Raw genomic sequence first — 22,924 nt, forward strand, 5'->3', positions numbered from 1 at the left:
GGGGTCAAATGTCGGGAAAGTCGCCAAGAGCGCGACTCAGAGCGACCGCCACCGACTCCGGACCCGCATGGGGGATGATCGCGGCGATGTGGGAATCGGGCCTGATGAGCCATGCCTCATCGGGCCCGGCGCCGAGCTTCTCGGCGAGCGAGCCTGTCCCGTCCATCTCCGCGAACCCACGTACGGCGAGCGGTGCCTTAATGACCTTGCCCATAACCTGCACAAACAAACGCGAATCGCACATTTCACCCAGGAGGAGCAGGAATCCGTCCCGGCAGAACTCCCGCAGCCTGCCCGCCGGCAACGGCACGTCAGGAAGAATCACCCCTGGCGCGGGCACGCAGCGTGAACCCTTGGGCGGCCTGCCGGGAAACGGCCTGGCCGAATCCGGCGTCGTGAGCGGCGAATCCACGTACCAGAAGGGCTCCGCGAACCGGCCCGAGTCGATCTCCGCGACCAGCCCGCCCTCCAGCGCGGCCCGCCGGCGCATCCGCTCCTCCACGGTCCTCGGCGCGATGAACCGCATGGTGGCGGCGGTCACCTCCAGGTTCTCCAGCGCGGCCGCGTGCCGCTCGGTGTGGTACGTCTCCAGCAGCTCCTCCCCTGCCCAGCCGTTGAGCACGAACGCCAGTTTCCAGGCCGCGTTCTCGGCGTCGGGAACGCCGGAGTTGAGCCCGCGCGCCCCGAACGGCGCCACCAGGTGGGCGCAGTCGCCCGCCAGCAGCACGCGGCCCGCGCGCATGCGGGAGGCCAGCCGCGAGTGGAAGCGGTACGTGCTGTGCCACAACAACTCGTACGGCCGGTCCCCCACGACCTTCCTGATGTTCCGCGCCCTGTCCTCGTCCGTCGGGATGAAGTCGGGCGCGATCTGCCAGTCGATCCTGAACGTCCCGCCGGGGCACGGATGGATCAGCACCTGCCGGCCCGGGTTCCACGCGGGGTCGAAGTAGAAGCGGCGCTCGTTCTCCCAGCCGGGCAGGTCGGCCCTGATGTCGCAGATCAGGAACTGGTCGTCGTACGTCTCCCCGTCGAACGTGACCCCGAGCGCCTCGCGTACCCGCTGCGCCCTGGCGCCCGCGCAGGCCACCGCGTAGGGCGCGCGCAGCAGCCGTCCTCCGCAGTGCACGGTGACGCCGCAGGCGTCCTGGGTGATGCCGGTGACCTCGTGGTTCCAGCGCACCTCGATGAGCGGCTGCGCGGCCACCGCCGCGTCGAGGATCTGCTCGGTGCGGGTCTGGGAGATGTTCACGCAGGCCGGCAGCGGGCCCTCGCGCTCGAACGACCACGAGAACAGCTCGCGGCCCCGGTAGTAGGTGCGGGCGGTGGTCCAGGCCAGGCCCTCCTCGGCCACCTGGCCCGCGCCGGCGGCGCACCAGATGTCCAGCACGTCGCGCTGCTGGCAGATCGACTTCGATCCGCCCCGCCCCCGCTCCGCGCGCTGGTCGAGCACGAGCACCCGGACACCCCAGCGGGCCAGCAGCAGCGCGGCGCTCAGCCCGACCGGACCCGCCCCGATGACGATCACCTGCGGGGCCGCCTCGTCCTGCGGGGACGCCCCGCACACCCCGGACAGAGGAAGAGATCCCACGACCTGCGGGGACGCTTCGCGTCCCGGCGACCTTCCGGCGTTCATGACTGGAGCTCGTCCCAGACCTCGCGGTCGCGCTCCGCGGTCCACACGCGCGGGCGCTCGACGCCGTGCAGCTCGTCCCAGAGCCTGGAGACGTTGAACGGCAGGCAGTGCTCGAAGATCGGCCAGGAGCCGTAGCGGGGCTCCAGGGCCCGGTGGGCATGCTCGAACGCCTCCTTCAGCGTGCCCGCCGCGCTCACCTCGCGCAGCATGACGGCGAGGAAGTCGCGCGTCTGGCCGACGGCCGCCTCGACCTCCCCCGCGCCGCGCGCCACCGCTCCCCTGCCTCCGACCAGCGTCTCGGCCCCGAACGACGCCACGCGGTCGAGGGTGGACGACGCCCAGTCGCGGTGGAAGGCGTCGCCGGTGTAGAGGGCCGCCTGCGACTCGACCAGGTCGCCCGCGAACAGGATGCGCTGCCGGGGCAGCCACGCCACCAGGTCTCCCTCGGTGTGGCCGCGGCCGCAGTAGTGCAGCACCAGGTCGCCGCGGTCGCCGCCCAGGTCGATGGTGAACCTGTCGCTGAACGTCGCCGTCGGCCAGGTCAGCCCCGGGATCGAGGCCGGTTCCTTGAACAGGCGGGGCATCCTGGCGTACTCGCTGGCCCAGTCCTGCTCGCCGCGCTCGGCGATCAGCTCGCGGGTCTTCTCGTGCGTCACGATCACGTCGGCGCCGAACGCGGAGGCGCCCAGCACCCTCACCGCGTGGTAGTGCGACAGCACCAGGTAGCGGATCGGCTTGTCCGTGTGCTCGCGCAGCCTTGCCAGCCACGCGCGGGCCGCCACCGGCGTCGCGAGGGCCTCGAAGCAGACCAGGAAGTCCTCTCCCTCGACGGCGCCCACGTTGGGGTCGCCCTCGGCCGTGAGCGCGTAGACGCCCTCGGCCAGGGTCTCCAGGGACTGCCGCTTCTCACCGAGATCCGCCGACGAGGCGAACGGCTTGGCCATCGCGCACCCTCCTGACTCTCCGCGATCACATCACCACTGGTAGAAGCCCTTCCCGGTCTTGCGGCCCAGCTCACCGGCGGCCACCTTCTCCCGCAGCAGCGCGGGCGGCTCGAAGCGGGGTCCGAGCCGGGCGTGCAGATAGCCGGCGATGGCCAGCCGCACGTCCAGGCCCACCAGGTCGCTCAGCCTGAGCGGCCCCATCGGATGGCCGTAGCCGAGCGTCATCGCGGTGTCGATGTCCTCGGCCGAGGCGACGCCCTCCTCCACCATGCGGATGGCCTCCAGCCCGAGCAGCACCCCCAGCCTGCTGGTGGCGAACCCCGGCGAGTCGTTGACCACCACGCCGGTCTTGCCGATGCGCTCGACGTGCCCCCTCGCCCGGCCGAGCACGGCGGCCGGGGTGGATCCGGTGACGACGATCTCGACCAGCCGCTGGACCGGGACGGGGTTGAAGAAGTGCAGGCCGATCAGGCGTTCGGGGCGGTCGAGGGCGGCGGCGAGCTCGGCGATGGACAGCGAGCTGGTGTTGGTGGCCAGCACGGCGTCGTCCCCGGCCTTGGCCTCGGCCTCGGCCAGCACCTCGACCTTGAGCGCCGCGTCCTCGGGCACCGCCTCGATCACCAGGTCGGCGTCCGCGGGCACCTCGGCCATGGCCAGGCGGGCCAGCGCCTCGTCCTTGTCCTCCACCGAACCCTTGGACTCGGCGATGGCCAGGCCCTCGGCGATGCGCCGCCTGGCCGCCTCGGCCTGCGGCTCCCGTACGGTGACGTGGTCGCCCGCGGCCAGGAAGACCTGCGCGATGCCCGCGCCCATCCGCCCGCCGCCGATCACGGCCACGTTCACGGGGCCTCCACCAGCATCGCGACGCCCTGGCCCACGCCCACGCAGAGGCTGGCCAGCCCGCGCCGGCCGGACTCGCGCTCCATCCGGCCGAGCAGCGTGACGACCAGGCGGGCGCCCGAGCAGCCCAGAGGATGGCCGAGCGCGATGGCGCCGCCGTCGGCGTTGACCGTCTCGGGGTCCAGGCCGAGCCGGCGGACGCAGGCGAGCAGTTGCGGCGCGAACGCCTCGTTGATCTCGACGGTGTCGGCGGACTCCCAGCCGGCGCGGGCCAGGGCCTTCTTCGTCGACGGGACCGGGCCCAGCCCCATCAGGTGTGGCTCCACGCCCGCGGACGCGCCGGCGACGATCCTCGCCCGCGGCGTCAGTCCGTGCCGGCGTACGGCCTCCTCGCCGGCGACCACCACGGCCGCCGCGCCGTCGGAGAGCGGGGACGACGAGCCCGCCGTGACGACGCCGCCCGCACGGAAGATCGTCCTGAGTTTCGCCAGGCGCTCCATCGAGGTGTCGGGGCGCGGGCCCTCGTCGGCGGTGACCTCGCCGACGGGGACGACGTCGGCGGCGAAGCGGCCCTCCTTGGCTGCCGCCACCGCCCGGGTGTGGCTGCGCAGCGCCCAGGCGTCGGACTCCTCCCTCGTGATGCCGTCGAGCGCGGCCACCTCCTCGGCGGTCTCGCCCATCGACATCGTGACGCGCGTGTCGAAGTGCGGGTTGGCGAAGCGCCACCCGAGCGAGGTGTCGGCCACCTCGCCCGGTTTCGCCCAGGGGGTGCCCGGCTTGGCCATCACCCAGGGAGCCCGGGTCATGGACTCGACGCCGCCGGCCACCACGAGGTCCGCCTCGCCCGCGCGCACGGCCTGCGCGGCCGAGACGATCGCGGTCAGGCCGCTGGCGCAGAGCCGGTTGACGGTGTACGCGGGCGTCGTCGCGGGCAGCCCGGCCAGCAGGGTGGCCATGCGGGCGACGTTCCTGTTGTCCTCGCCCGCCTGGTTGGCGGCGCCCAGGATCACCTCGTCGAACGCCTCGGGATCGGCGCCGCTGCGGCGCACCGCCTCGCCGACGACCAGCGCCGCCAGGTCGTCGGGGCGGACGCCGGCCAGCGCGCCGCCGTACCTTCCCATGGGGGTGCGCACGCCACCGACCAGGTACACCTCAGTCATGTCACTCCTCGCGCACGGGGATTATGCCGGTCGCCTGGATTGCACCACATGGAAGCGGCCCGCGACGTAACCGGGGTCGGTGAGCGAGGCCGTGGCCGCCGGGTTGGCGCCGCTGCCGTGGTAGTCGCTGAACGCGGCCGACTGGTTGACGAAGACGCCGCCGGTCAGGTTGCACGACAGGTTGACGCCGGCGTCGAGGGCCGCGCGCTCGGCCTGGTCGAGCACGTCGGAGGAGGTGGAGTAGGCGGAGGCGGTGAGCGCGCCGCGGGCCTTGATCGTGCGGCGCAGCACGTCGAGGCTCTCCCGCGTCGAGCCCGTGGGGATGACGAACGAGACGGGGCCGAAGTGCTCGTGCCCGTAGACGTCCGGCCGATCGGGATCGACCCGGACGATCACCGGCGTCCTGATCACGGCGTCGGGGAACGCGGGATGCGCGGGCGCCCGCGACTCCAGCACCACCTCGCCGAGCGACGGCGCCGCCTCCACCCTGGCCAGCACGTCGGGGTTGACGAGCGCGCCGGTCAGCTCGACCGCGCGGGCGTCGTCGCCGAGCAGCCTCCCGACGGCGGCGGCGAGCCCGGCGGCGACCTCGTCGAAGCTCTTGTGCCCCTCGTCGGTCTCGATGCCTCCCGAGGGGACGAGGATGTTCTGGGGCGCCGTGCACATCTGGCCGCTGTAGAGCGACAACGAGAACGCCAGGTTGCCCAGCATGCCCTTCCAGGAATCGGTGGAGTCGATGACCACCGTGTTGACCCCGGCCTTCTCCGTGTGCACGAGCGCCTGCGTGGCGTTCCGCTCCAGCCAGTCGCCGAACTCCGTCGACCCGGTGAAGTCCACGATGCGGATGTCGGGGTGCGTCGCCAGCGTCCTGGCCAGGCCGTTGCCCTCCTCGGCGGCCAGCGTGACGAGCGCGGGGTCGTACCCGGCCTCGGCCAGCACCTCGCGGGCGATCTGGACCGTGATCGCGAGCGGCAGCACGGCGCGCGGGTGCGGCTTGACGATCACCGGGTTGCCGGTGGCGAGCGAGGCGAACAGCCCCGGGTAGGCGTTCCACGTCGGGAACGTGTTGCAGCCGATCACGAGCGCGACGCCCCTGGGCACGACGGTGAAGCGCTTCTCCATCACCAGCGGCTCGCCCTTGGCGGGCTTCTCCCACCGGGCGGCGGCGGCCGAGGAGGTCATGGCGGCGTAGGCGTAGGCGACGGCCTCAAGCGCGCGGTCCTGCGCGTGCGGCCCGCCCGCCTGGAAGGCCATCACGAACGCCTGCCCGGTGGTGTGCTGCACCGCGTTGGCCAGCTCGAACCCGCGCTTGTTGATCCGGTCGACGATCTCGACGCAGGCCAGCGCACGCGCCTCGGGCCCGGCGTCGCGCCAGGCGGGCAGCGCCGCCTTCGCGGCCTCGATCAGATCGCCGGCGACCGGCTCCGGGTAGGTGACGCCGAGGTCGATCCCGTACGGCGAACGTTCCGCGCCGATCCAGGCCCCGGTGCCCGGCTGGCCGAGGGGGAAGGGTTTGCCGAGGTACGACTCGAAGGCCTCCTTGCCGCGCTCGGCCGCGCCCTCGCCGTAGACGCGCGGACTGGGCGACTCGGGGTAGGCACTCCAGTAACCGCGTCCGGCGATCGCGGAAAGGGCCTTCTCCAGGGTCTCGCGGTGCTGTTCGAACATGGTGCTCACCCTCTTGACAGCGATCGTCCGGACGGTGAAGTGTTTACCGAACATTCGGTCAGTTGACAAGGGAGACCTGCGTTGGAGAGCGCGCGTCGCATGATGGACGCCGACACCGCCTCCGCCGCCCTGGGCATCGAGCTGATGGAGCTGGGCGAGGGACGCGCGGTGTGCCGCATGACCGTGACCGGCCAGATGATCAACGGGCACGACCTGTGCCACGGCGGATACGTGTTCCTGCTCGCCGACACGGCGTTCGCCTGCGCGTGCAACAGCCACGGCCCGGTGACGGTGGCGGCGGGCGCGGAGATCACGTTCGTCTCCCCCGCCCGCGCGGGCGACGAGCTGGTGGCCGCGGCCGCGGAACGCACCCGCTACGGCCGCAGCGGCATCTACGACATCACCGTGAGCAGGCCGGACGGTCAGGTGGTCGCGGAGTTCCGCGGCCGGAGCCGGGAGTTGACGTGAGACGAGGAGATCCCCCCGGCCAGGACGAGCTCGACCCTGTCGAGCGGGTCTCGCGCGACGAGCTCATGGCGCTCCAGCTCGAACGGCTGCGCGGCGCCCTCCACCACGCCTACCGCAACGTCCCCCTCTACCGGAGGAAGTTCGACGAGGCGGGCGTGCACCCCGACGACTGCGTGGAGCTCGCCGACCTGGCCCGGTTTCCCTTCACCACGAAGCAGGACCTGCGCGACTGCTACCCGTTCGGCATGTTCGCCGTGCCGCGGGAGCAGGTGGTCAGGATCCACGCCTCCAGCGGCACCACCGGCCGGCCGACCGTGGTGGGCTACACCAGGAACGACATCGACGTGTGGGCCGAGGTCATGGCCCGTTCGATCCGCGCCTCCGGCGGGCGGCCCGGTGACATCGTGCACGTGGCCTACGGGTACGGCCTGTTCACCGGAGGCCTGGGCGCGCACTACGGCGCCGAGCGGCTGGGCTGCACCGTGGTACCGGTCTCCGGCGGGATGACGGCGCGGCAGGTCCAGCTCATCACCGACTTCCGGCCCGGCATCGTCATGGTCACGCCGTCGTACATGCTGGCCCTGCTGGACGAGTTCGAGGCGCGAGGGCTGGACCCGCGCGAGTCCTCCCTGCGGATCGGGATCTTCGGCGCCGAGCCGTGGACCGAGCGGATGCGCGAGGAGATCGAGGACCGCTTCGACCTGCACGCCGTCGACATCTACGGGCTGTCGGAGGTGATGGGGCCCGGCGTGGCCAACGAGTGCGTGGAGAGCAAGGACGGCCTGCACGTCTGGGAGGACCACTTCTACCCCGAGACGGTCGATCCCCTCACCGGCGAGCAGGCCGAGTCGGGCGAGCTGGTCCTCACCAGCCTGACCAAGGAGGCCATGCCCGTCATCCGCTACCGCACCCGGGACCTGACCAGGCTGCTGCCGGGCACCGCCCGGCCGGCCTTCCGCCGCATGGAGAAGGTGACCGGACGCACCGACGACCTGATCATCCTGCGGGGCGTGAACGTGTTCCCCACCCAGATCGAGGAGCTGGTGCTGCGCACGCCCGGCCTGTCCCCGCACTTCCAGCTCCACCTGACCCGCCCGGGACGGCTCGACGTGATGACGGTCAGGGTCGAGGCCCGCCCCGGTTTCGCGGGCGGGCCGGAGGCGGGCGAGGCGCTGCGCCACCTGGTCAAGGCGACCGTTGGCGTGAGCGTGGAGGTCGAGGTGGTGGACCCTGAGACGCTGGAGCGGTCGGCCGGCAAACTCAAACGCGTCATCGACCAGCGGATAACCAGCGATAATTAACGACATGGCCATCCCGACCCCCACCCGCCAGCGCCGGCGGGGGCACGACCCCGAGTCCGTGCTCTCCATCGCCGTGAGCGTCTTCAACGAGCGCGGCTACGACGGGACGAGCATGGAAGATCTGGCCAGAGCGCTCGGCGTCACCAAGTCGGCCATCTATCACCACGTGCCCGGCAAGGAGCAGCTGCTCGGCCGGGCTCTCGACCGGGCGCTCGACGGGCTGTCCGAGATGGTCGCCGACGAGCGGGCCGCCTCCGGCCCCGCGATCGAGCGCCTGGAGTGGGTCGTGCGGCAGAGCGTGCGCATCCTGGTTGACCGGCTGCCCTACGTGACGCTGCTGCTGAGGGTGCGCGGCAACAGCCGGACGGAGCAGGTGGCGCTGGAGCGGCGGCGGGAGTTCGACGCCTTCATCAGCCGCCTGGTCAAGGAGGCGGCGGCGGAGGGGAGCATCAGGCCGGACCTGGATCCGGGGCTCGTGACGCGGCTGTTGTTCGGGACGGTCAACTCGATCGCCGACTGGTATCAGCCGTCGCGCGGGGCCTCGTCGGACGACGTGGCCGACGCCCTGCTCACGATGGCGTTCACCGGGTTAAGGGTCTAGCTCGTCGCGCTTGCCGTGGCCGAGCTCGCGGAGCTCGTGGGGTTTGCGGAGCTCGGGCTGCTCGCCTGCGGGTAACGTCCGCTTGACGCGCAGGTCGTCGCGTACGGCTTGGCCGAGTTTCTTGGTCGCCATCCGGTTGAGCGCGCCGCCGGCGACCGCTCCGGTGAGGAACGGGCCCAGCGTGGTCAGGTGGCGGCCGAGCGTGCGGAGCAGGCGGTTGCGCAGGGCGGTCTTCGTGGCGGCGCCGAGGGCGATCGAGACGGAGGCGGGAGTGAGGGGGTCGATGCCACGCTGCTTGGCCCAGGCGGCCGTGAAGGCGACCGCGCGCTGTGCTCCTGTGCCCTGGACGTGAACGCCGTAGACCTCGTGCAGCTCGGCCAGGAGCTTGACCTCGACGGCGGCGACGACGATGGTCTCGGCGACGAGCTGGGCGGGGGCGGAGAGCAGGAGAGGTGGTGCTGCGAACTCGGCCGCCGCGAGCGCCCCGCCGATGGCGCCGACGGTCATCGTGGCCTTCTGGGCGGTGCGTACGAGGTCGTCGGCGAGTTCCTCGCCGGTGAGGCCGTGGTGGTGGTCGGAGAGGGTGTGCAGGTCTCTGATCGGGATGCGGGGCGCGATGTTGAGGAAGACGTCCGCCAGCCAGCGGCCACGGCCCGCGCCGGTCACGCGTGCCCGCTTCGCCCCGGAGGACAGGGCCTGGGCTAGACGGCCGAGCAACCTGCGCCGCTCGGCCGGCTCGAGCTCACCCGGCCTGGTGAGCTTGCCTACGAGCTCGCCGACCTCGCGATCGGGGTCGGCGATCTCGTTGCCCTCATGATGTTCTCTCTCGGTCTCGGCCACGCGATGCCTCCTCTGACTAGGCGGCGCACTCCCGGCAGACCTGCTGGCCGTTCCTCTCGGAGGCCAGCTGGCTTCGGTGGTGCACCAGGAAGCAGCGCGAGCAGGTGAACTCGTCCGCCTGGCGGGGGATCACCCTCAGGGACAGCTCTTCGTTCGACAGGTCGGCACCGGGCAGTTCCAGCGACTCGGCCAGGTCGGTCTCGTCGATGTCGATGCTGCCGGACGACTTGTCGGTGCGCCGCGCCTGGAGCTCCTGGAGGCTGTCCTCCCCCAGGTCGTCGTCTGTCTTGCGCGGGCTGTCGTAGTCGGTAGCCATTGTGCTTACTCCATCCCCCTCATCCATATGTCTTCGCGCTCGTCGCGCGTCTTCTAACGTCCGGGAGGCCCGTCTTGTGCCCGTTCCGCCGGAGAGATTTCCCATCGGTACCCCGAGGAAACGGACAACGAACCTCCCAACACGTCAGGGCCTGCTGCCGAGGGCAATGGTTAGCCAAATATGGCGAAACCCACAGCCTTGGCGTCATGCACCACCGTGTTCGACGGCACATCCAACCACATGTGCGGCACCAATGAGACGCCCCCCGCTCCTCAACACGCGCACGAACGCGACGCGGCGACGCGCGGGTCAGCGTCTCGGAAGCCGAATGGTCACGACCAGCCCTCCACCATCACGCGGCACGGCGGTCACGTTTCCGCCGTGGGCCTGTACGACCGCACGGACGATGGACAGCCCGAGACCCGATCCCTTGGCCGAATCCACCCGGTCGGAGTGGAGCCTCCTGAACGGCTCGAACAGGCTGTTCACCTCGTACGCCGGGACGTGCTGTCCCGTGTTGGCCACCTGAACAACCAAGCCACCGTCCGCCATTCCCGTCCGGATCCATACTTTTCCGTTTTCGGGAATGTTGTACTTCACGGCGTTCTCGAGCAGGTTGCTGACGGAGCGTTCCAGCAGCACCGGGTCGCCTATGGTAGGCGCGCTGACCAGTTCGGTCGTCACGGTGACCCCGTGTTCCTGGGCGAAGGGCACGACCTGTTCCACGGCCGTCTGAGCGACTTCCTGAACGTCCAGCGGCTTGCGCACCGCGAGCTCCCGCTCGCTCCTGGCGAGCAGCAGGAGGCCTTCGATGAGCTTCTCGTTACGCGCGTTGACTTCGAGGAGGGTACGGCCGAGCGCTTTGAGGTCCTCCGACGCCTCGGGATCCGACAGGGCGATCTCCAGGACCGTCCGGTTGATCGTGAGGGGCGTGCGCAGTTCGTGGGAGGCGTTGGCCACGAATCTGCGCTGGGTGTCGAAGGCGATGTTGAGCCTGGTGAGCATGGCGTCGAAGGTGTCGGCCAGCTCCTTCAGCTCGTCGTTGGGGCCCTCCAGGGCGATGCGCTGGTGGGCCAGGGTGCTCTCGGAGAGCTTGCGCGCCGTGCCGGTCATCTGCGCCACCGGCCGCAGCGCCCGGTCGGCGACGAAATAGCCGATGATGAGCGCGAGGATGCCGACGCCGAGCAGCGCGAGGAAGGCGCTGCCGAACAGGGCGTCGCGGGCGTCCTGCACCGCCTGCCGCTGTGACTCCTGCCACGCGGCGTCGAGCTGGGCGTTCTGGACGGGATTGAGCCCCCATTCGATGGAGGGCCAGGCGTAGTCGATCGCCGAGCCGACGATGACATAGACCGAGAGCAGCAGCACGGCGGCGGCCACGAAGACGAGCGCGCCGTAGGTGAGCGTCAGCCGCCACCGGATGCTGACCCTGCCCGGCAGGTCCCTCATCCGCTCCATCGGCGTGCGCTGCACCGGTCTCTGCGCCGGCGGGGGCGGGCCGTCCCAGGACGGCGGCCCGCTGGGCGGCGGCGCCTCCTGCACGCGTGTCGCCTTCCTGGCGGAGTGCGGGCTGATCATCGGATGCGTCGGCCCCGCCTGCCGCTCTGGCCGTTCAGTCACAACTTGTACCCCACCCCTGGGACGGTCTCGATCACCTGAGGCTCGCCCAGCTTCTTCCTCAACGTCATCATGGTCACGCGGACCACGTTGGTGAACGGGTCGATGTTCTCGTCCCATGCCTTGTCCAGCAGGTCCTCCTGGCTGACCACGGCGCCCTCGGCGCGCATCAGCTCCTCGAGGACCGCGAACTCCTTCTTGGTCAGCACGATCTCCTTGCCGTCGCGCTGCACGAGCCGCTTGCCCGGGTCGAGCCGGATCCCGGCCCGATCGAGGACGGGCGGCAGCGCGGGCGCGGAGCGGCGGCCGAGCGCGCGCACCCTGGCGACCAGCTCGACGAACACGAACGGCTTGGCGAGGTAGTCGTCGGCCCCCAGGCCGAGCCCCTCCACCTTGTCGTCCACGTCGCCCGACGCGGTCAGCATGAGGATGCGCGAGGCGCTCCGCTGCTCCACCAGCCGCCGGCACACCTCGTCACCGTGCACGACCGGCAGGTCACGGTCGAGCACGATCACGTCGTAGTCGATGTACGAGGTGCGTTCCAGCGCGCCCCCGCCGTCATAGGCCACGTCCACCGCCATGGCCTCGCGCCTGAGCCCTGTCGCGATCGCGTCGGCGAGCACACGCTCGTCCTCAACCACCAGCACCCGCACGCCTGGCACACCTCTTTCCGGATCCGGTCCCACATTCTGTCCACAGCGTCGATAAGCGCACGGTAAGGCATGTCAAGGGGTTGGTGACGCCAGGGTGAGGCAGAGCACGGCGAAATTCATGTTTCGGGGGAGGATGACCCGGGGTATGCCTGCGGGACACCCATCGCCCGGACATCAACCGGCAATGGGCGTGCGTCGCTCCCACACGAGTCGAACCCCTAGAGAGTAGGTGAGATGGGCGAGTTCACGACCACGATCGAACACCGCCTCGACCAGGCTTACAAGGGCCTCCGTGAGGCCCGCAGCGTCGGCGACGACTACCTCGCCGACACGCTCACCGCCGAGATCGAGGATCTGCGCCGGCTGGCCGACGATCATGGCATTCCCTTGCCCCGTTGACCCGATCGAAAACGGCCGGAGCCTTTCGCTCCGGCCGTTTCGTCGTTCCCTGGCCCGTCCCGCCCCTGTCGTTCAGGCATCCCGCTCGGGGTCGAGCGGCGCGAGCAGGTCGTGCAACTCCTCGAACAGGCCGGGCGCGGCGCACAGCGCGAAGTCCGGGCTCACGGGCCTGCCGTGCAGCCCGCCGAGCCTGGCCCCCGACTCCGTCGCCACCAGGCCGGCCGCGGCGAAGTCCCAGTGGTTGATGCCGCGCTCGTAGTACGCGTCGAGGCGGCCGGCGGCCAGCGAGCACAGGTCGATCGCGCACGAGCCGCCGCGCCTGATGTCACGCACGCGCGGCAGCACCGCGGCCACCACCTCGCCCTGGACGGCGCGCCTGCTCACCGAGTAGCCGAAGCCGGTCGCCACCAGCGCCTGCGCGAGCGGCACCCCCGTGGTGCAGCGCAGCCGCTCGCCGCCGAGCCAGGCGCCCTCGCCGAGCGCGGCGGTGTAGACCTCGCCGCGCTGCGCCGCGTTGACGACCCCGGCCACGACCTGGCCGTTGACCTCGACGGCGATCGACACCGCCCAGTCGGGCAGCCCGTACAGGAAGTTGACGGTGCCGTCGATCGGGTCGACGATCCAGCGCACGTCGGACTCCCCGGGCGCCTCGCCGCCCTCCTCCCCCAGGATGCGGTCGTCCGGCCTGGCGGCCAGGACGCGCTCGCGGATGAGCTCTTCCGAGGCCTTGTCCAGGATGGTGACGACATCGGTGGGGCTGGACTTGGTCTCGATCTCTCCGGACATGGTGGGCCGTTTGGCGAGGAGCATGTCGCCCGCCTCGCGGGCGATGTCCTCGGCCAGCCGCAGGAAGTCGGTCATCAGGCCACCGAGTCCGGACGCTTCCACTCCTGTCCCAGCACGTGCTGGGACAGGAAGGCGAGCACCGTCTCGTACCAGGCGACGGCGTTGCCCGGCTTGAGGATCCAGTGGTTCTCGTCGGGGAAGTACAGGAACTTCGCGTCCACCTCCGTACGCCGCAGGTCCCACCAGAGCCGCAGGCCCTCTCCGATGGGCACGCGGTAGTCCTTGTCGCCGTGGATGACGAGCAGCGGAGTGGTGATCTTGTCGAGCGAGTTGTGCGGCGACAGCAGCGAGTAACGCTCGGAGCCGGGCTCGCCGAACTCGCGCTGCCAGTACATGGCGGCGTCGGTGGTGCCGGCGAACTGGTCGAGGTTCCAGAGGGAGGCGTGGGTGACGATGGCCTGGTAGCGGTCGCTGTGGCCGGCCAGCCAGTTGGCCATGTAGCCGCCGTACGAGCCGCCCATCGCGCCGATGCGCTCGGCGTCGATGTCGTCCCTGGCCAGGGCCACGTCGACGATCGCGTCGAGGTCGGCCTGGGTGCGCGGTCCCCAGTTGCCCCAGCCGCGGTCGATCATCTCCTGGCCGTAGCCGGTGGACAGGCACGGGTCCGGCATGAGGACGGCGTATCCGTGCGCGGCCATGATCCACGCCTGCCAGCGCCACTGCCAGTCGTTCCACGAGGCGACCGGACCGCCGTGGATCCACAGCAGGAACGGCGCGGGCGCGTCGGCCGAGGCGCCCTCCGGCAGCACGAGCCAGCCGCGGATCGTGCTGCCGTCGTCGGCGGTGGCGGAGATCTCGGTCAGCGTGCCGGGCACCTCGGGGCGCGGCGCGGGCGAGGGCAGGTCGGCGATCTCGCCGGTGGCCACGTCGATCCTGGCAGGGCCGGGCGCGATGCCGACGCCGCTGCGCAGCGCGTAGACGGCGTGGCCGTCGGCGGAGACGGTCAGATTCGAGTAGGAGGCGTCGTCCTCGGTCAGCCTGACCACGGCACCGGGCTCGGCCGCGGGGACGCGGAAGACCGGCCGGCGTCCCTGGTGGTCGGCGGCGAGGTAGACGGCCGAGGAGTCGGGCGCCCACTCGACGGCCGAGGGGAACAGGTCGGGCGCGTACGCGCGGCCCTGCCCGGTGGCGAGGTCGGCGATCCACAACTCGCTGCGCGCCGAGACCTCCAGGCCGGTGAACCGCTCGCGGGAGCAGGCGATCCGGCGGCCGTCGGGCGAGATCGCGAGCGGGCCGGCGAAGTCGTGACGGTCCTCGCTGACCAGCACCCGCCGCTCACCTGTGGCGACATCGATGGCCACGAGGTCGGTGCGCCACTCGCCCTTCGGCAGGTAGGTGCGCCAGGTGGAGATCACGGTGGCGCCGTCGGGGGTCAGCTCGAAGCCGCACTCGCGCAGCGCCTCGCCCGCGTCGGGGGTCAGGTCGCGTACGTCCTCCAGCCGGTCGTCGCCGAGCCGGGCCGCGAACAGGCGCGTGCGCCCGGGGCCGAGGTCGTGGTCCCAGTAGCGGACCGGGTAGCTCTCGAACAGGACGGCGCTGATCCCGGCGTCCTTGCGGGCCTTGCGCCGCTCCTCCTCGGTGGCCGCCTCGCCGTCCAGCACGTCGGCGGCGAACACGACGACGTCGCCCGCCGTGCGCACCGCGCCGATGCCGCCGGGCCGGGTGGCGACCTGGCGGGCCTCGCCGCCCGCGCGGGGCAGCAGCCACAACGAGGCGACCTCGTCGGTGGAGTCCTTGACGGTGGGGTCGGGGCGGGCCGAGGTGAACAGCACGTCGCCCGCGTCGGTGAAGACGGCGCCGGACTCGCCCTTCGCGGAGCGGGTCAGGCGGTGCGGCTCCCCGTCGACGGGGATCGCCCAGAGCGCGGTGCCGTACGACTTGCCGTCGGCGTTCAGGGACTGGACCGCGGAGATCAGCCTGGAGCCGTCGGGCGAGAGCCGCAGCGAGAGAACCCGAGGGATAGCCACATAGTCACGTATGTCGTTAAATGCGCTCACCCGATCGAACCTACCTGTCCATGGCCTCACCGCGTGAGGCGGCTCGCTCGCCGATGTCCGTTTCCATGGCCTCACTGCGTGAGGCGGCTCGGTCGCTGATATCCGTTGCCTTCCCTCGTCGCTCTGGTCGCTGCGCTCCCGCCGCTCCTCAGTCCAGGCAACGGCGCGCCCTCGCGGGCTGAAGAGGGGACCGGCGGCATCTCCTCATAGGGTTGTCTCGTGGGAGACTACGACGCCCTGCTGGTCCTGTCGTTCGGCGGTCCAGAAGGTCCTGACGACGTGCTGCCGTTCCTGGAGAACGTGGTGCGCGGGCGCGGCGTGCCGCGCGAGCGGCTGCTCGAGGTGGCCGAGCACTACCAGAGCTTCGGCGGCATCAGCCCGATCAACCAGCAGAACCGCGACCTGGTCGAGGCGCTGCGCCCGGTCGCCGGCGTGCCGGTCTACTGGGGCAACCGCAACTGGCGCCCCTTCGGCGAGGACGTCGTGCGGCAGATGAAGGCCGACGGGGTCGAGAAGGCGGCGGTCTTCGCCACGTCGGCGTTCGCGGGTTATTCGAGCTGCCGCCAATACTACGAGGACATCGCCAGGATCTCCGTCGACGGCGGCCCCGAGCTGGTCAAGATGCGCCACTACGGCGAGCACCCGGGGTTCGTGGCCGCGATGGCCGACCACACGCGCGCGGCGCTGGAGCGGCTCGGGCTCCGCGGCCACGACGACGCCAGGCTGGTGTTCACCGCCCACAGCATCCCGGTCTCGATGGCCGAGACCGCCGGCCCGTCCGGCGGCCTGTACGAAGCGCAGCTGCGCAGGAGCGCCGAGCTGGTCAGCCAGGCGCTCGGCCGCGCCCAGCCGTGGGACCTGGTGTGGCAGTCGCGCAGCGGCCCGCCGCAGGTGCCGTGGCTGGAGCCGGACGTCTGCGACTTCCTGCGCAAGACCGACGCGCCGGCCGTGGTGCTCGTGCCGATCGGGTTCGTCTCCGACCACATGGAGGTCGTCTACGACCTCGACACGGAGGCCAGGCAGGTGGCCGCCGAGCGGGGCCTGCCGATGGAGCGGGCGGCGACGGCCGGCACGCATCCGCGGTTCGTACGGATGGTGCGCGAGCTGATGGACGAGCCGGAGCCGCAGCCCTGTCCCCTGACCTGCTGCCCGCCGCCCCGCCGCAGGCCTCAGGCGTAGGTGCGGGCGTAGGCCTCGGCGATGCCCATGACCTTGTTCACGTAGTCCCACGAGTGGTTGTAGAACCAGATCGCCTTGCGCAACTTCTCGCCGCCCTTGCCCGCCCCGTTGGCGCACAGGTAGTTGGCGGCGCCGGGCACCGCGTCGTACGGGCTCCAGATGTCGGCCTTGCCGTCGCCGTCGCCGTCGACGCCGTAGTGCTTCCAGGTGGCGGGCATGAACTGCATGGGCCCGAGCGCGCCCGCGCTCGACGGGCCGTTGTTGCGGCCGTGGCTGCTCTCCACCTGGCCGATCGCGGCCAGCACCGTCCAGGACAGGCCGGGGCAGCGGGTGGCGGAGGCCTTGTAGAGCTCGAGGTAGCTGCCGGGCCTGCCCACGTTGACGCTCTTCGGCTGCTGCTGCTCGGGGGCCCGCTTCTTCGCGGTGCGGTCGGCGGCGTCCAGCAGGACGATCTGGGCGTCCTTGCCGAGCAGCCTGCGCACGCCCGACTCTCTGATCTTGCCCGGCTTGCCGTGCAGCAGCACGGCCACGCCGGGCGCGAATCCCAGCGACCTGCCCAGATCGGCGCTCACCAGCCCGTCCACGCCCTTGAGCCCGAGCGTGGCCGAGGCGGCGACGCGCAGCCTCGGGCCGCCGTCCACCTGGTACATGGCGCCGAGGACCATCCCGTACTTGCGCATCGTGCCGGCGTCGGCCACCAGCTCTCCCCTGGTCAGCGCGCTCCAGACGCCCGGCTGGTCGGCGACGGGCTCCGGCGTCCACGAGCGGAAGTGGGAGGGGTCGACGGCGAGCAGGTTCAGCCCGGTGCCCGACACCTTGACCGCGCCGGCGTCCACCACGATCACCTTCTGCACGTGCGCGAGCTCGCCGAGGCGGAACCGCGTCTGCTTGGGCACGGCGGCCGGGGTGATCGCCAGCACGCGCGGCGGGGTCGGCGTGACGCTCGGGCCTCCCTCGCCGAAGTCCTTGACCGGCTCGGCCGAGGGCACGATCTGGTCGAGGCGGGGCGTGGGCGAGGATGTGGGGCGGGGCTGCTGCGGGCGCGGGCCGCGTCCGGGCTCGCCGGCCGGACCACTGGTGCTGACGAGGTCGTCGCCGAGGATCACCACGACTCCACCGGCCGCGACGGTGACCACGAGCACGGCGATGACCATGAGCATGACCGCGCGGAACGAGGGAAGACCGGACACTCGGCACACGTTAACCCACCCGCCGGAAATATCACTTGCCGTCCGGACACTCGGTGCGCAATGGTTAGGTCCTTGAAGTAAGGGGGAAACGGCGTGGTCGGGCCTTACAGAGGATTGTTCGAGAGGCCCGGCACCGCAGGGTTCGTGCTGGCGGGGTTCGTCGGGCGGATGCCGATGTCGATGCTCGGCATCGGGGTCGTGCTGCTGGTCCAGACCCTGACAGGCTCGTACGCCGTCGCGGGCGCCGTGGCCGCCACCACCAACGTGTCGTTCGCGATCGCCGCCCCGCTGTCCGGCCGCCTCGTCGACAGGTTCGGCCAGAACCGGGTGATCCCGCCGTTCGCCCTCGTCAACGCCCTCGCGCTGGCCGGCCTCATGGTGTGCGCCGGTTACGGGCTGCCCCACTGGACCCTCTACGTCACGGGCCTGCTGGTCGGGGCCACCTCGCTGTCCATCGGCTCGATGGTGCGGGCCCGCTGGTCGTTGATCCACGGCGGCTCCGGCAAGCTGCACACCGCGTTCGCGTTCGAGTCCGTCGTCGACGAGGTCACGTTCGTCACGGGCCCCGTGCTCGTCACGATGCTCGCCACGGGCGTCAACCCGTTCGCCGGGCTGACCGTGGCCCTGCTCTGCATGCTCTTCGGCTGCCTGGCGCTGGCGGCGCAGCGGCACACCCAGCCGCCCGTGCAGCGGCTCGCGTCATCGTCGGGCACGCCCATCCTGATCCCCGGCATCGCCCTGCTGTCCTGCGTCTACCTGGGGATGGGCGCGGTGTTCGGGTCGGTCGACCTGGTCACGGTGGCCTTCGCGGAGGAGCACGGGGTGAAGGCGGCCGCGGGGTTCCTGGTCGGGGCGTTCGCGGGCGGGTCGATGGTGTCGGCGCTCTGGTTCGGGTCGCGCAGCTGGAGGATCTCGCTGCGCGGACGGTTCGTGAGCGCCCTCGGGCTGCTGGTGCTGGGCCTGACACCGATCATGTTCATCGGCAACGCGTGGATCATGGGGGTCGCGCTGTTCCTGGCCGGCTTCGCCATCTCGCCGACGATCATCACTGGTTTCTCGCTCACCCAACGGCTGGTGCCTCCGTCGCTGCTCACCGAGGGTATGGCGTGGGTCTCGACCTCCATCGGGTTCGGCGTGGCGGTCGGCGCGTGGGCGGGCGGGCGCCTCACCGAGGCGTACGGCGCGTCCAACGCCTACGGCTTCGCCCTGGGGGCGGCGGCTCTGGCCGCGCTCGTGGGAATGGGAGGTTCGGGTCTGCTGAGAATTCCCGAGGCTCCTTCACCCGCGAAGAGCTGATCCGCTACCGTCGGGACATCCCTCGCAACACCCATCACACTGGAAGCTACGAGTTATGTCCCGACAAATCAGTTCACTGCTAGCTATCGCGGCTGTCTGCGTCACCCTCGCACCGACGCCCGCACTGGCCCAGGCCCCCAAGAAGGAGGTCGACTGCTCGCAGGTCAAATGCGTCGCCCTGACCTTCGACGACGGACCGGGCAAGTACGCGGGCAAGCTGCTCGACACGCTCAAGAAGTACGACGCGAAGGCGACGTTCTTCCTTGAGGGCCAATACGTGAAGAGCCGCCCGTCCTACGTCAAGCGCATGGTCGCCGAGGGCCATGAGCTCGGCAACCACAGCTACACCCACCCCGACTTCCGCAAGGTCGAGAAGTGGGACGTCAGGGCCGAGATCAAGAAGACCCAGGAGGCGGTGAAGAAGGCGGCGGGCGTCGAGCCCAAGCTGCTGCGGCCGCCGTACGGCATGGTCGACCTGACGGTCTCCGACGTGGCCGTCGAGTTCGGCATGCCGATCATCCTGTGGACCGGCGGCAACGAGGACTGGAGCTCCAAGAACGCGACCGCCATCAAGAAGAAGTCGATGGAGGTGGCCAAGCCGGGCAGCATCGTCCTCATGCACGACTGGGTGAAGCAGACCGTCGACTCGATGCCGGCGATCGTCAAGTCGCTGCAGAAGAAGGGCTACCATCTCGTGACGGTGTCCGAGGTGCTCAAGGGCCAGGACGTGAAGCTCGAGCCCGGCGACGTCTTCCCCGTCCCCGCGGGATGGGAGAACAAGTGAGTCCCGCCCGCGACTGACCCGGCGAGACGGTGAAGGGGTGCTCGTGACCTTCGTGAACTGGGCGCGCAACCAGTCGGGCACCCCCGCGGAAGTGCGTACGCCGGCCTCCGTCGCGGACGTCGTACGCGCGGTGCGTGACGCCGCCGCCTCCGGGCGGCGGGTCCGCATGGTCGGCACGGGCCACTCCTTCACCGGAGTGGCCCTCACCGACGGCATCATGCTGCGCCCGGCCGCGCTGACCGGGATCAGGTCATGCGCGGGCGACCGCGTCACCGTGCTGGCGGGCACGCCGCTGCGGGTGCTGAACGAACTCCTCGACGAACGCGGCCTCGCCCTCGCGAACATGGGCGACATCACCGAGCAGACCGTCGCGGGCGCCATCCAGACCGGCACCCACGGCACGGGACGTGACAGCGGCGGGCTCGCCGACCAGGTCGCCGAGCTGGAGCTGGTGCTCGCCGACGGCTCGGTCGCGACCGTCTCGCCCGGCGACGACCTGTTCGACGCCGCCCGGGTGGGGCTGGGCGCCCTCGGGGTGCTGACCGCCGTGACCTTCCGGGCGGAGCCCGCGTTCCTGCTGCGCCACCGGCGGCGCAAGCTACCGCTCAGCGAGATCCTCGGCTCGCTCGACGCGCTCACCTCCGCGAACGAGCACCTCGACTTCTTCTGGCTGCCGCACACCGACGCCTGCCTGGTCAAGACGGGCAACAGGGACGCGGGCCCGGCCCGGCCGCCCGGCGCCGTCAGGTGGTGGCTGGACAACGTGTTCCTGGAGAACACCGTCTTCGGCGCGGCCTGCGCGCTCGGGGCCCGTGTCCCCCGTCTCATCCCGCGCATCAACGAGGTCAGCGCGGCCGTCCTGGGCGACTCGGAGTCGGTGGACGCGTCGTACAAGATCTTCACCGCGCGGCGCGACGTGCGCTTCCTCGAGATGGAGTACGCGGTGCCCCGCGAGCGCCTGGCCCAGGCCCTGCGCGAGACGCGTGACCTCGTCGAACGCATGGACTGGAAGATCACCTTCCCGGTGGAGGTGCGGGTCACGCCGCCCAGCGACGCCTGGCTGTCCACCGCGTACGGCCGCCCGTCGGCGTACGTCGCCTGCCACGTCTACCGTCCGACGCCCAACCCGGCGTACTTCGCGGGCGTCGAAGAGATCATGACCCGGCTGGACGGGCGGCCGCACTGGGGCAAGCTGCACACCAGGGACGCCGCCTCCCTGGCCGGGGCCTACCCCCGCTTCGCGGACTTCCAGGCGCTGCGCGACCGGCTCGACCCGCGGCGCCTGTTCGGCAACGCCTACCTGGACGTCGTGCTCGGATAGCCGGAGGGCGTGTCCACCTGGTCGGCCTGATCGGGGCGTTCCGGGCGCTCTTCCAGCGCCGGCGGGGTCAGCGGCGGCTCGTCGGACGGCGCCTCCACGCCGGGCTGGTCGTCCACCGCGGGCGGCGTGGTGGTGGAGGCCGTGGGGGACGGCTTCACCGTGACCGTCTTCGTGGGCTCGGGCCGCCGGGACGGGGTTCTCGTGGGTGTCCGCGTGGGCGTCGGCGTGGCGGGCTCGCGGGTCACCCTGCTGCGCTGGTACGCGGGCTCCCGGGTGGGCCGGTCCTCCTCCTCTCGCTGGTCGATCGGCGCGTGGCGTTCGTCCGCGCCCTTCGGGTGCTTGCCCGTGACCTGTTCGTGCACCGTCTGCCGGGTCACCGCCTGATAGACCAGGATGCCGCCCATGCTGAGGGCGAACACCACGGCCGAGGCCGCCCCTAACCGCGTCCACGACGGCAGGCGCCAGACCGGTCCGACGGCCGGCATGACGAGCGTGGACCCCTCGTCGCCCGCCTCTTGCGCGGGCTCGTGCCCGGCGGGCCCGTCTCCTGCGGGCTCGCCCTCGACCCTCCGCCCGACCAGCGTGCGCTGCCTGACCCGGTCTGACGTACGCGCGAGATAGTGCGTGTAGACGGCGCCCGCGATCGTGCTGGCCACGCTGACGACCGCGGCGCCGATCACTGTCCCTGCGACGCCGAGATAGGAGGCGGCCACGGCCGCGGTCACCGCGGCCAGGGCGCTCCCCATGATCTGTGGGACGGTCAGCTCAAAAGTCCGCTGCTCGCCGCTCATCCCCCGGATCAGTCCCCTCATGTTGTTGTTCGGTAAAAACTTTCCCGGGAATAGACGCGACGGCGTGTCCCGATGTTCTTGTGACGTGCGCGACAGGCACCCTCGTAGCTCGTGCCCCGACGACTCGGCCTGCCCTCCGTTTACCTCGCCGCGGCTGTGGCCACGGCCGCCGCGACCGCCATCCCGCTGGCCATGACGCCCGCCTCGGGAACCGCCCTGCGCCCCGCCGTGACCGAACCCGTCCGGCCCTACATCGTCACCGCCCGCGGCCGAGGCGCCGCCCGCGCCCTCGTCGGCGAGGCGCGGTGGCGGGTGCGCCGCTACTACACCGCGGCGCTGCCGGGATTCGCCACGTTCCTCACCGCCGCCGAACTGGCCGGGCTCCGGGCCGACCCGCGGGTACGCGCGATCGAGGCCGACCGGCAGATCCATCCCATGACGAGCAGGAGAGCCGAGCCCCCGCCGGCCGGCCCGGCAGTCGCAGCGGCCACCGGCGCGGGCACCACCGTGTACGTCGTGGACAGCGGCCTCGACCCCGGACGGCCCGAGTTCGGCGACCGGACCTGGCGGGCCTTCGACGCCACCGGCGGCACCGGGCACGACTGCGCCGGCAACGGCACGCGCACCGCGGGCCGCGTCCACGCCGTCGCCCCCAGGGCCCGCATCGCCTCCGTACGCGTACTCGGCTGCGGCGGCTCGGGCACGCTGGCCGACGCGCTGGCGGGGCTCGACTGGATCCGCAGGCACGCGCGCGGGCCCTCCGTCGCGAACCTGTCCATCGACGGCGCCGACTCCCCCGCTCTCCGCGCCGCCGTACGCGCTCTGGTGCGATCGGGCGTGTTCGTCGTCGGAACAGGGCATTCCCGGACCTGTCAGGTCACCAAGGCCGGAGTCGCGTACTCCGCCTACGCTCCGTACATCGCCGGAGCCGCCGCCCGGCACCTGCACGTCCATCCGGCCGCCCACCCGTCCGTTGTGGCCTCTTGGCTCAAGTGCGCTCCGGCGCGCGGCGAGATTCGCCAGAATCCCTCGAGGGCCTCTAACCTCCTCATGCGCGACGGCGGGTTCTAGAGGGATGGATTC

At 71.3% G+C, this 22,924-nt stretch carries 22 protein-coding genes; 9 read left to right on the plus strand and 13 right to left on the minus strand.

Translation table 11 applies throughout. The features are described 5' to 3' along the window. Positions 1-4: 4 nt before the first annotated feature. The 5 genes from ABGB14_RS28175 to paaN are packed head-to-tail and all read right to left on the minus strand — an operon-like array spanning position 5 to position 6,245. Positions 5-1,588 (minus strand): FAD-dependent oxidoreductase, encoded by a 1,584-nt coding sequence (locus ABGB14_RS28175; protein WP_347646831.1) that lies wholly within the window; start codon positions 1,586-1,588, stop codon positions 5-7. A 41-nt stretch (positions 1,589-1,629) separates the two neighbouring features. Continuing rightward, positions 1,630-2,577 carry an MBL fold metallo-hydrolase gene (locus ABGB14_RS28180; protein WP_347646832.1) on the minus strand — a complete coding sequence of 316 codons (948 nt, stop codon included), beginning with the start codon at positions 2,575-2,577 and terminating at the stop codon, positions 1,630-1,632. 30 nt (positions 2,578-2,607) lie between these two features. Then, positions 2,608-3,420, minus strand: coding sequence for a 3-hydroxyacyl-CoA dehydrogenase family protein (locus tag ABGB14_RS28185; RefSeq protein ID WP_347646833.1), 813 nt, complete (start codon positions 3,418-3,420; stop codon positions 2,608-2,610). Then, a complete protein-coding gene (locus ABGB14_RS28190; RefSeq protein WP_347646834.1) occupies positions 3,417-4,577 on the minus strand; it encodes a thiolase family protein in 1,161 nt (386 codons plus the stop codon). Before ABGB14_RS28190 ends, ABGB14_RS28185 begins: the two co-directional genes overlap by 4 nt. Before the next feature lie 21 nt (positions 4,578-4,598). Then, positions 4,599-6,245: a phenylacetic acid degradation protein PaaN gene (paaN, locus tag ABGB14_RS28195; protein ID WP_347646835.1), complete on the minus strand. Its 1,647-nt coding sequence runs from the start codon at positions 6,243-6,245 to the stop codon at positions 4,599-4,601. Positions 6,246-6,344: 99 nt separating this feature from the next. Between paaN and paaI the strand changes: the two genes are divergently transcribed. Genes paaI through ABGB14_RS28210 form a run of 3 tightly spaced genes read left to right on the plus strand, consistent with a single transcriptional unit; the run spans position 6,345 to position 8,615 of the window. Then, positions 6,345-6,713: a hydroxyphenylacetyl-CoA thioesterase PaaI gene (paaI, locus tag ABGB14_RS28200; RefSeq protein WP_347646996.1), complete on the plus strand. Its 369-nt coding sequence runs from the start codon at positions 6,345-6,347 to the stop codon at positions 6,711-6,713. Continuing rightward, positions 6,710-8,014, plus strand: a complete 1,305-nt coding sequence (gene paaK, locus ABGB14_RS28205) for a phenylacetate--CoA ligase PaaK (protein WP_347646836.1) — start codon at positions 6,710-6,712, stop codon at positions 8,012-8,014. The genes paaI and paaK overlap by 4 nt, the downstream gene beginning before the upstream one ends. A 4-nt stretch (positions 8,015-8,018) precedes the next feature. Continuing rightward, positions 8,019-8,615 (plus strand): TetR/AcrR family transcriptional regulator, encoded by a 597-nt coding sequence (locus ABGB14_RS28210; RefSeq protein WP_347646837.1) that lies wholly within the window; start codon positions 8,019-8,021, stop codon positions 8,613-8,615. Here ABGB14_RS28210 and ABGB14_RS28215 read toward each other — a convergent pair. From ABGB14_RS28215 to ABGB14_RS28230, 4 genes are all read right to left on the minus strand, one after another. Continuing rightward, positions 8,604-9,455 (minus strand): hypothetical protein, encoded by an 852-nt coding sequence (locus tag ABGB14_RS28215; RefSeq protein WP_347646838.1) that lies wholly within the window; start codon positions 9,453-9,455, stop codon positions 8,604-8,606. The genes ABGB14_RS28210 and ABGB14_RS28215 overlap by 12 nt on opposite strands. A 16-nt stretch (positions 9,456-9,471) precedes the next feature. Next, positions 9,472-9,771: a DUF4193 domain-containing protein gene (locus tag ABGB14_RS28220; RefSeq protein ID WP_090929286.1), complete on the minus strand. Its 300-nt coding sequence runs from the start codon at positions 9,769-9,771 to the stop codon at positions 9,472-9,474. A 309-nt stretch (positions 9,772-10,080) separates the two neighbouring features. Continuing rightward, on the minus strand, positions 10,081-11,388 hold the full coding sequence (locus ABGB14_RS28225) for a HAMP domain-containing sensor histidine kinase (RefSeq protein ID WP_347646839.1): 1,308 nt from the start codon (positions 11,386-11,388) through the stop codon (positions 10,081-10,083). Continuing rightward, positions 11,385-12,038, minus strand: coding sequence for a response regulator transcription factor (locus tag ABGB14_RS28230; protein WP_347646840.1), 654 nt, complete (start codon positions 12,036-12,038; stop codon positions 11,385-11,387). Before ABGB14_RS28230 ends, ABGB14_RS28225 begins: the two co-directional genes overlap by 4 nt. A gap of 234 nt (positions 12,039-12,272) precedes the next feature. Here ABGB14_RS28230 and ABGB14_RS28235 point away from each other — a divergent pair, with 234 nt between their 5' ends. Next, complete coding sequence (locus ABGB14_RS28235) at positions 12,273-12,437, plus strand: hypothetical protein (RefSeq protein ID WP_165974805.1); 165 nt, start codon at positions 12,273-12,275, stop codon at positions 12,435-12,437. Between the two features lie 72 nt (positions 12,438-12,509). Here ABGB14_RS28235 and ABGB14_RS28240 read toward each other — a convergent pair whose 3' ends face one another. Together ABGB14_RS28240 and ABGB14_RS28245 are read right to left on the minus strand one after the other, a co-directional pair. After that, positions 12,510-13,298, minus strand: a complete 789-nt coding sequence (locus tag ABGB14_RS28240; protein ID WP_347646841.1) for an inositol monophosphatase family protein — start codon at positions 13,296-13,298, stop codon at positions 12,510-12,512. After that, positions 13,298-15,250 carry a prolyl oligopeptidase family serine peptidase gene (locus ABGB14_RS28245; protein ID WP_347646842.1) on the minus strand — a complete coding sequence of 651 codons (1,953 nt, stop codon included), beginning with the start codon at positions 15,248-15,250 and terminating at the stop codon, positions 13,298-13,300. Before ABGB14_RS28245 ends, ABGB14_RS28240 begins: the two co-directional genes overlap by 1 nt. A gap of 249 nt (positions 15,251-15,499) precedes the next feature. Between ABGB14_RS28245 and ABGB14_RS28250 the strand changes: the two genes are divergently transcribed. After that, positions 15,500-16,459: a ferrochelatase gene (locus tag ABGB14_RS28250; protein ID WP_347646843.1), complete on the plus strand. Its 960-nt coding sequence runs from the start codon at positions 15,500-15,502 to the stop codon at positions 16,457-16,459. Here ABGB14_RS28250 and ABGB14_RS28255 read toward each other — a convergent pair. Then, on the minus strand, positions 16,450-17,649 hold the full coding sequence (locus tag ABGB14_RS28255; protein ID WP_347646844.1) for a lytic transglycosylase domain-containing protein: 1,200 nt from the start codon (positions 17,647-17,649) through the stop codon (positions 16,450-16,452). The genes ABGB14_RS28250 and ABGB14_RS28255 overlap by 10 nt on opposite strands. 93 nt (positions 17,650-17,742) lie before the next feature. Here ABGB14_RS28255 and ABGB14_RS28260 point away from each other — a divergent pair, with 93 nt between their 5' ends. The 3 genes from ABGB14_RS28260 to ABGB14_RS28270 are packed head-to-tail and all read left to right on the plus strand — an operon-like array spanning position 17,743 to position 21,050. After that, entirely contained in the window at positions 17,743-18,945 is a 1,203-nt protein-coding gene (locus ABGB14_RS28260; RefSeq protein WP_347646845.1) for an MFS transporter, read from the plus strand. 55 nt (positions 18,946-19,000) lie between these two features. Further along, positions 19,001-19,729, plus strand: coding sequence for a polysaccharide deacetylase family protein (locus tag ABGB14_RS28265; RefSeq protein ID WP_347646846.1), 729 nt, complete (start codon positions 19,001-19,003; stop codon positions 19,727-19,729). 43 nt (positions 19,730-19,772) lie between these two features. After that, positions 19,773-21,050 (plus strand): D-arabinono-1,4-lactone oxidase, encoded by a 1,278-nt coding sequence (locus ABGB14_RS28270; protein ID WP_347646847.1) that lies wholly within the window; start codon positions 19,773-19,775, stop codon positions 21,048-21,050. Here ABGB14_RS28270 and ABGB14_RS28275 read toward each other — a convergent pair. Continuing rightward, positions 21,026-21,862: a hypothetical protein gene (locus ABGB14_RS28275; protein ID WP_347646848.1), complete on the minus strand. Its 837-nt coding sequence runs from the start codon at positions 21,860-21,862 to the stop codon at positions 21,026-21,028. The two genes, ABGB14_RS28270 and ABGB14_RS28275, sit on opposite strands and share 25 nt — an antisense overlap. Positions 21,863-21,952: 90 nt before the next feature. On the opposite strand from ABGB14_RS28275, the gene ABGB14_RS28280 reads away from it, so the two are divergent. Next, on the plus strand, positions 21,953-22,912 hold the full coding sequence (locus ABGB14_RS28280; RefSeq protein WP_347646849.1) for a protease inhibitor I9 family protein: 960 nt from the start codon (positions 21,953-21,955) through the stop codon (positions 22,910-22,912). Positions 22,913-22,924 lie beyond the last annotated feature (12 nt).

The organism is Nonomuraea sp. B10E15 (assembly GCF_039871615.1).
In the GTDB taxonomy this organism is placed as follows: Bacteria; Actinomycetota; Actinomycetes; order Streptosporangiales; family Streptosporangiaceae; genus Nonomuraea.

Bases quoted from the DNA above. Each gene is read 5' to 3' on its own strand.
- ABGB14_RS28210 (WP_347646837.1), top strand. From the start codon at position 8,019: ATGGCCATCCCGACCCCCACCCGCCAGCGCCGGCGGGGGCACGACCCC.
- ABGB14_RS28235 (WP_165974805.1), top strand. From the start codon at position 12,273: ATGGGCGAGTTCACGACCACGATCGAACACCGCCTCGACCAGGCTTAC.
- ABGB14_RS28180 (WP_347646832.1), bottom strand. From the start codon at position 2,577: ATGGCCAAGCCGTTCGCCTCGTCGGCGGATCTCGGTGAGAAGCGGCAG.
- ABGB14_RS28240 (WP_347646841.1), bottom strand. From the start codon at position 13,298: ATGACCGACTTCCTGCGGCTGGCCGAGGACATCGCCCGCGAGGCGGGC.
- ABGB14_RS28275 (WP_347646848.1), bottom strand. From the start codon at position 21,862: ATGAGGGGACTGATCCGGGGGATGAGCGGCGAGCAGCGGACTTTTGAG.
- ABGB14_RS28190 (WP_347646834.1), bottom strand. From the start codon at position 4,577: ATGACTGAGGTGTACCTGGTCGGTGGCGTGCGCACCCCCATGGGAAGG.
- paaN (WP_347646835.1), bottom strand. From the start codon at position 6,245: ATGTTCGAACAGCACCGCGAGACCCTGGAGAAGGCCCTTTCCGCGATC.
- ABGB14_RS28265 (WP_347646846.1), top strand. From the start codon at position 19,001: ATGTCCCGACAAATCAGTTCACTGCTAGCTATCGCGGCTGTCTGCGTC.
- ABGB14_RS28220 (WP_090929286.1), bottom strand. From the start codon at position 9,771: ATGGCTACCGACTACGACAGCCCGCGCAAGACAGACGACGACCTGGGG.
- paaI (WP_347646996.1), top strand. From the start codon at position 6,345: ATGATGGACGCCGACACCGCCTCCGCCGCCCTGGGCATCGAGCTGATG.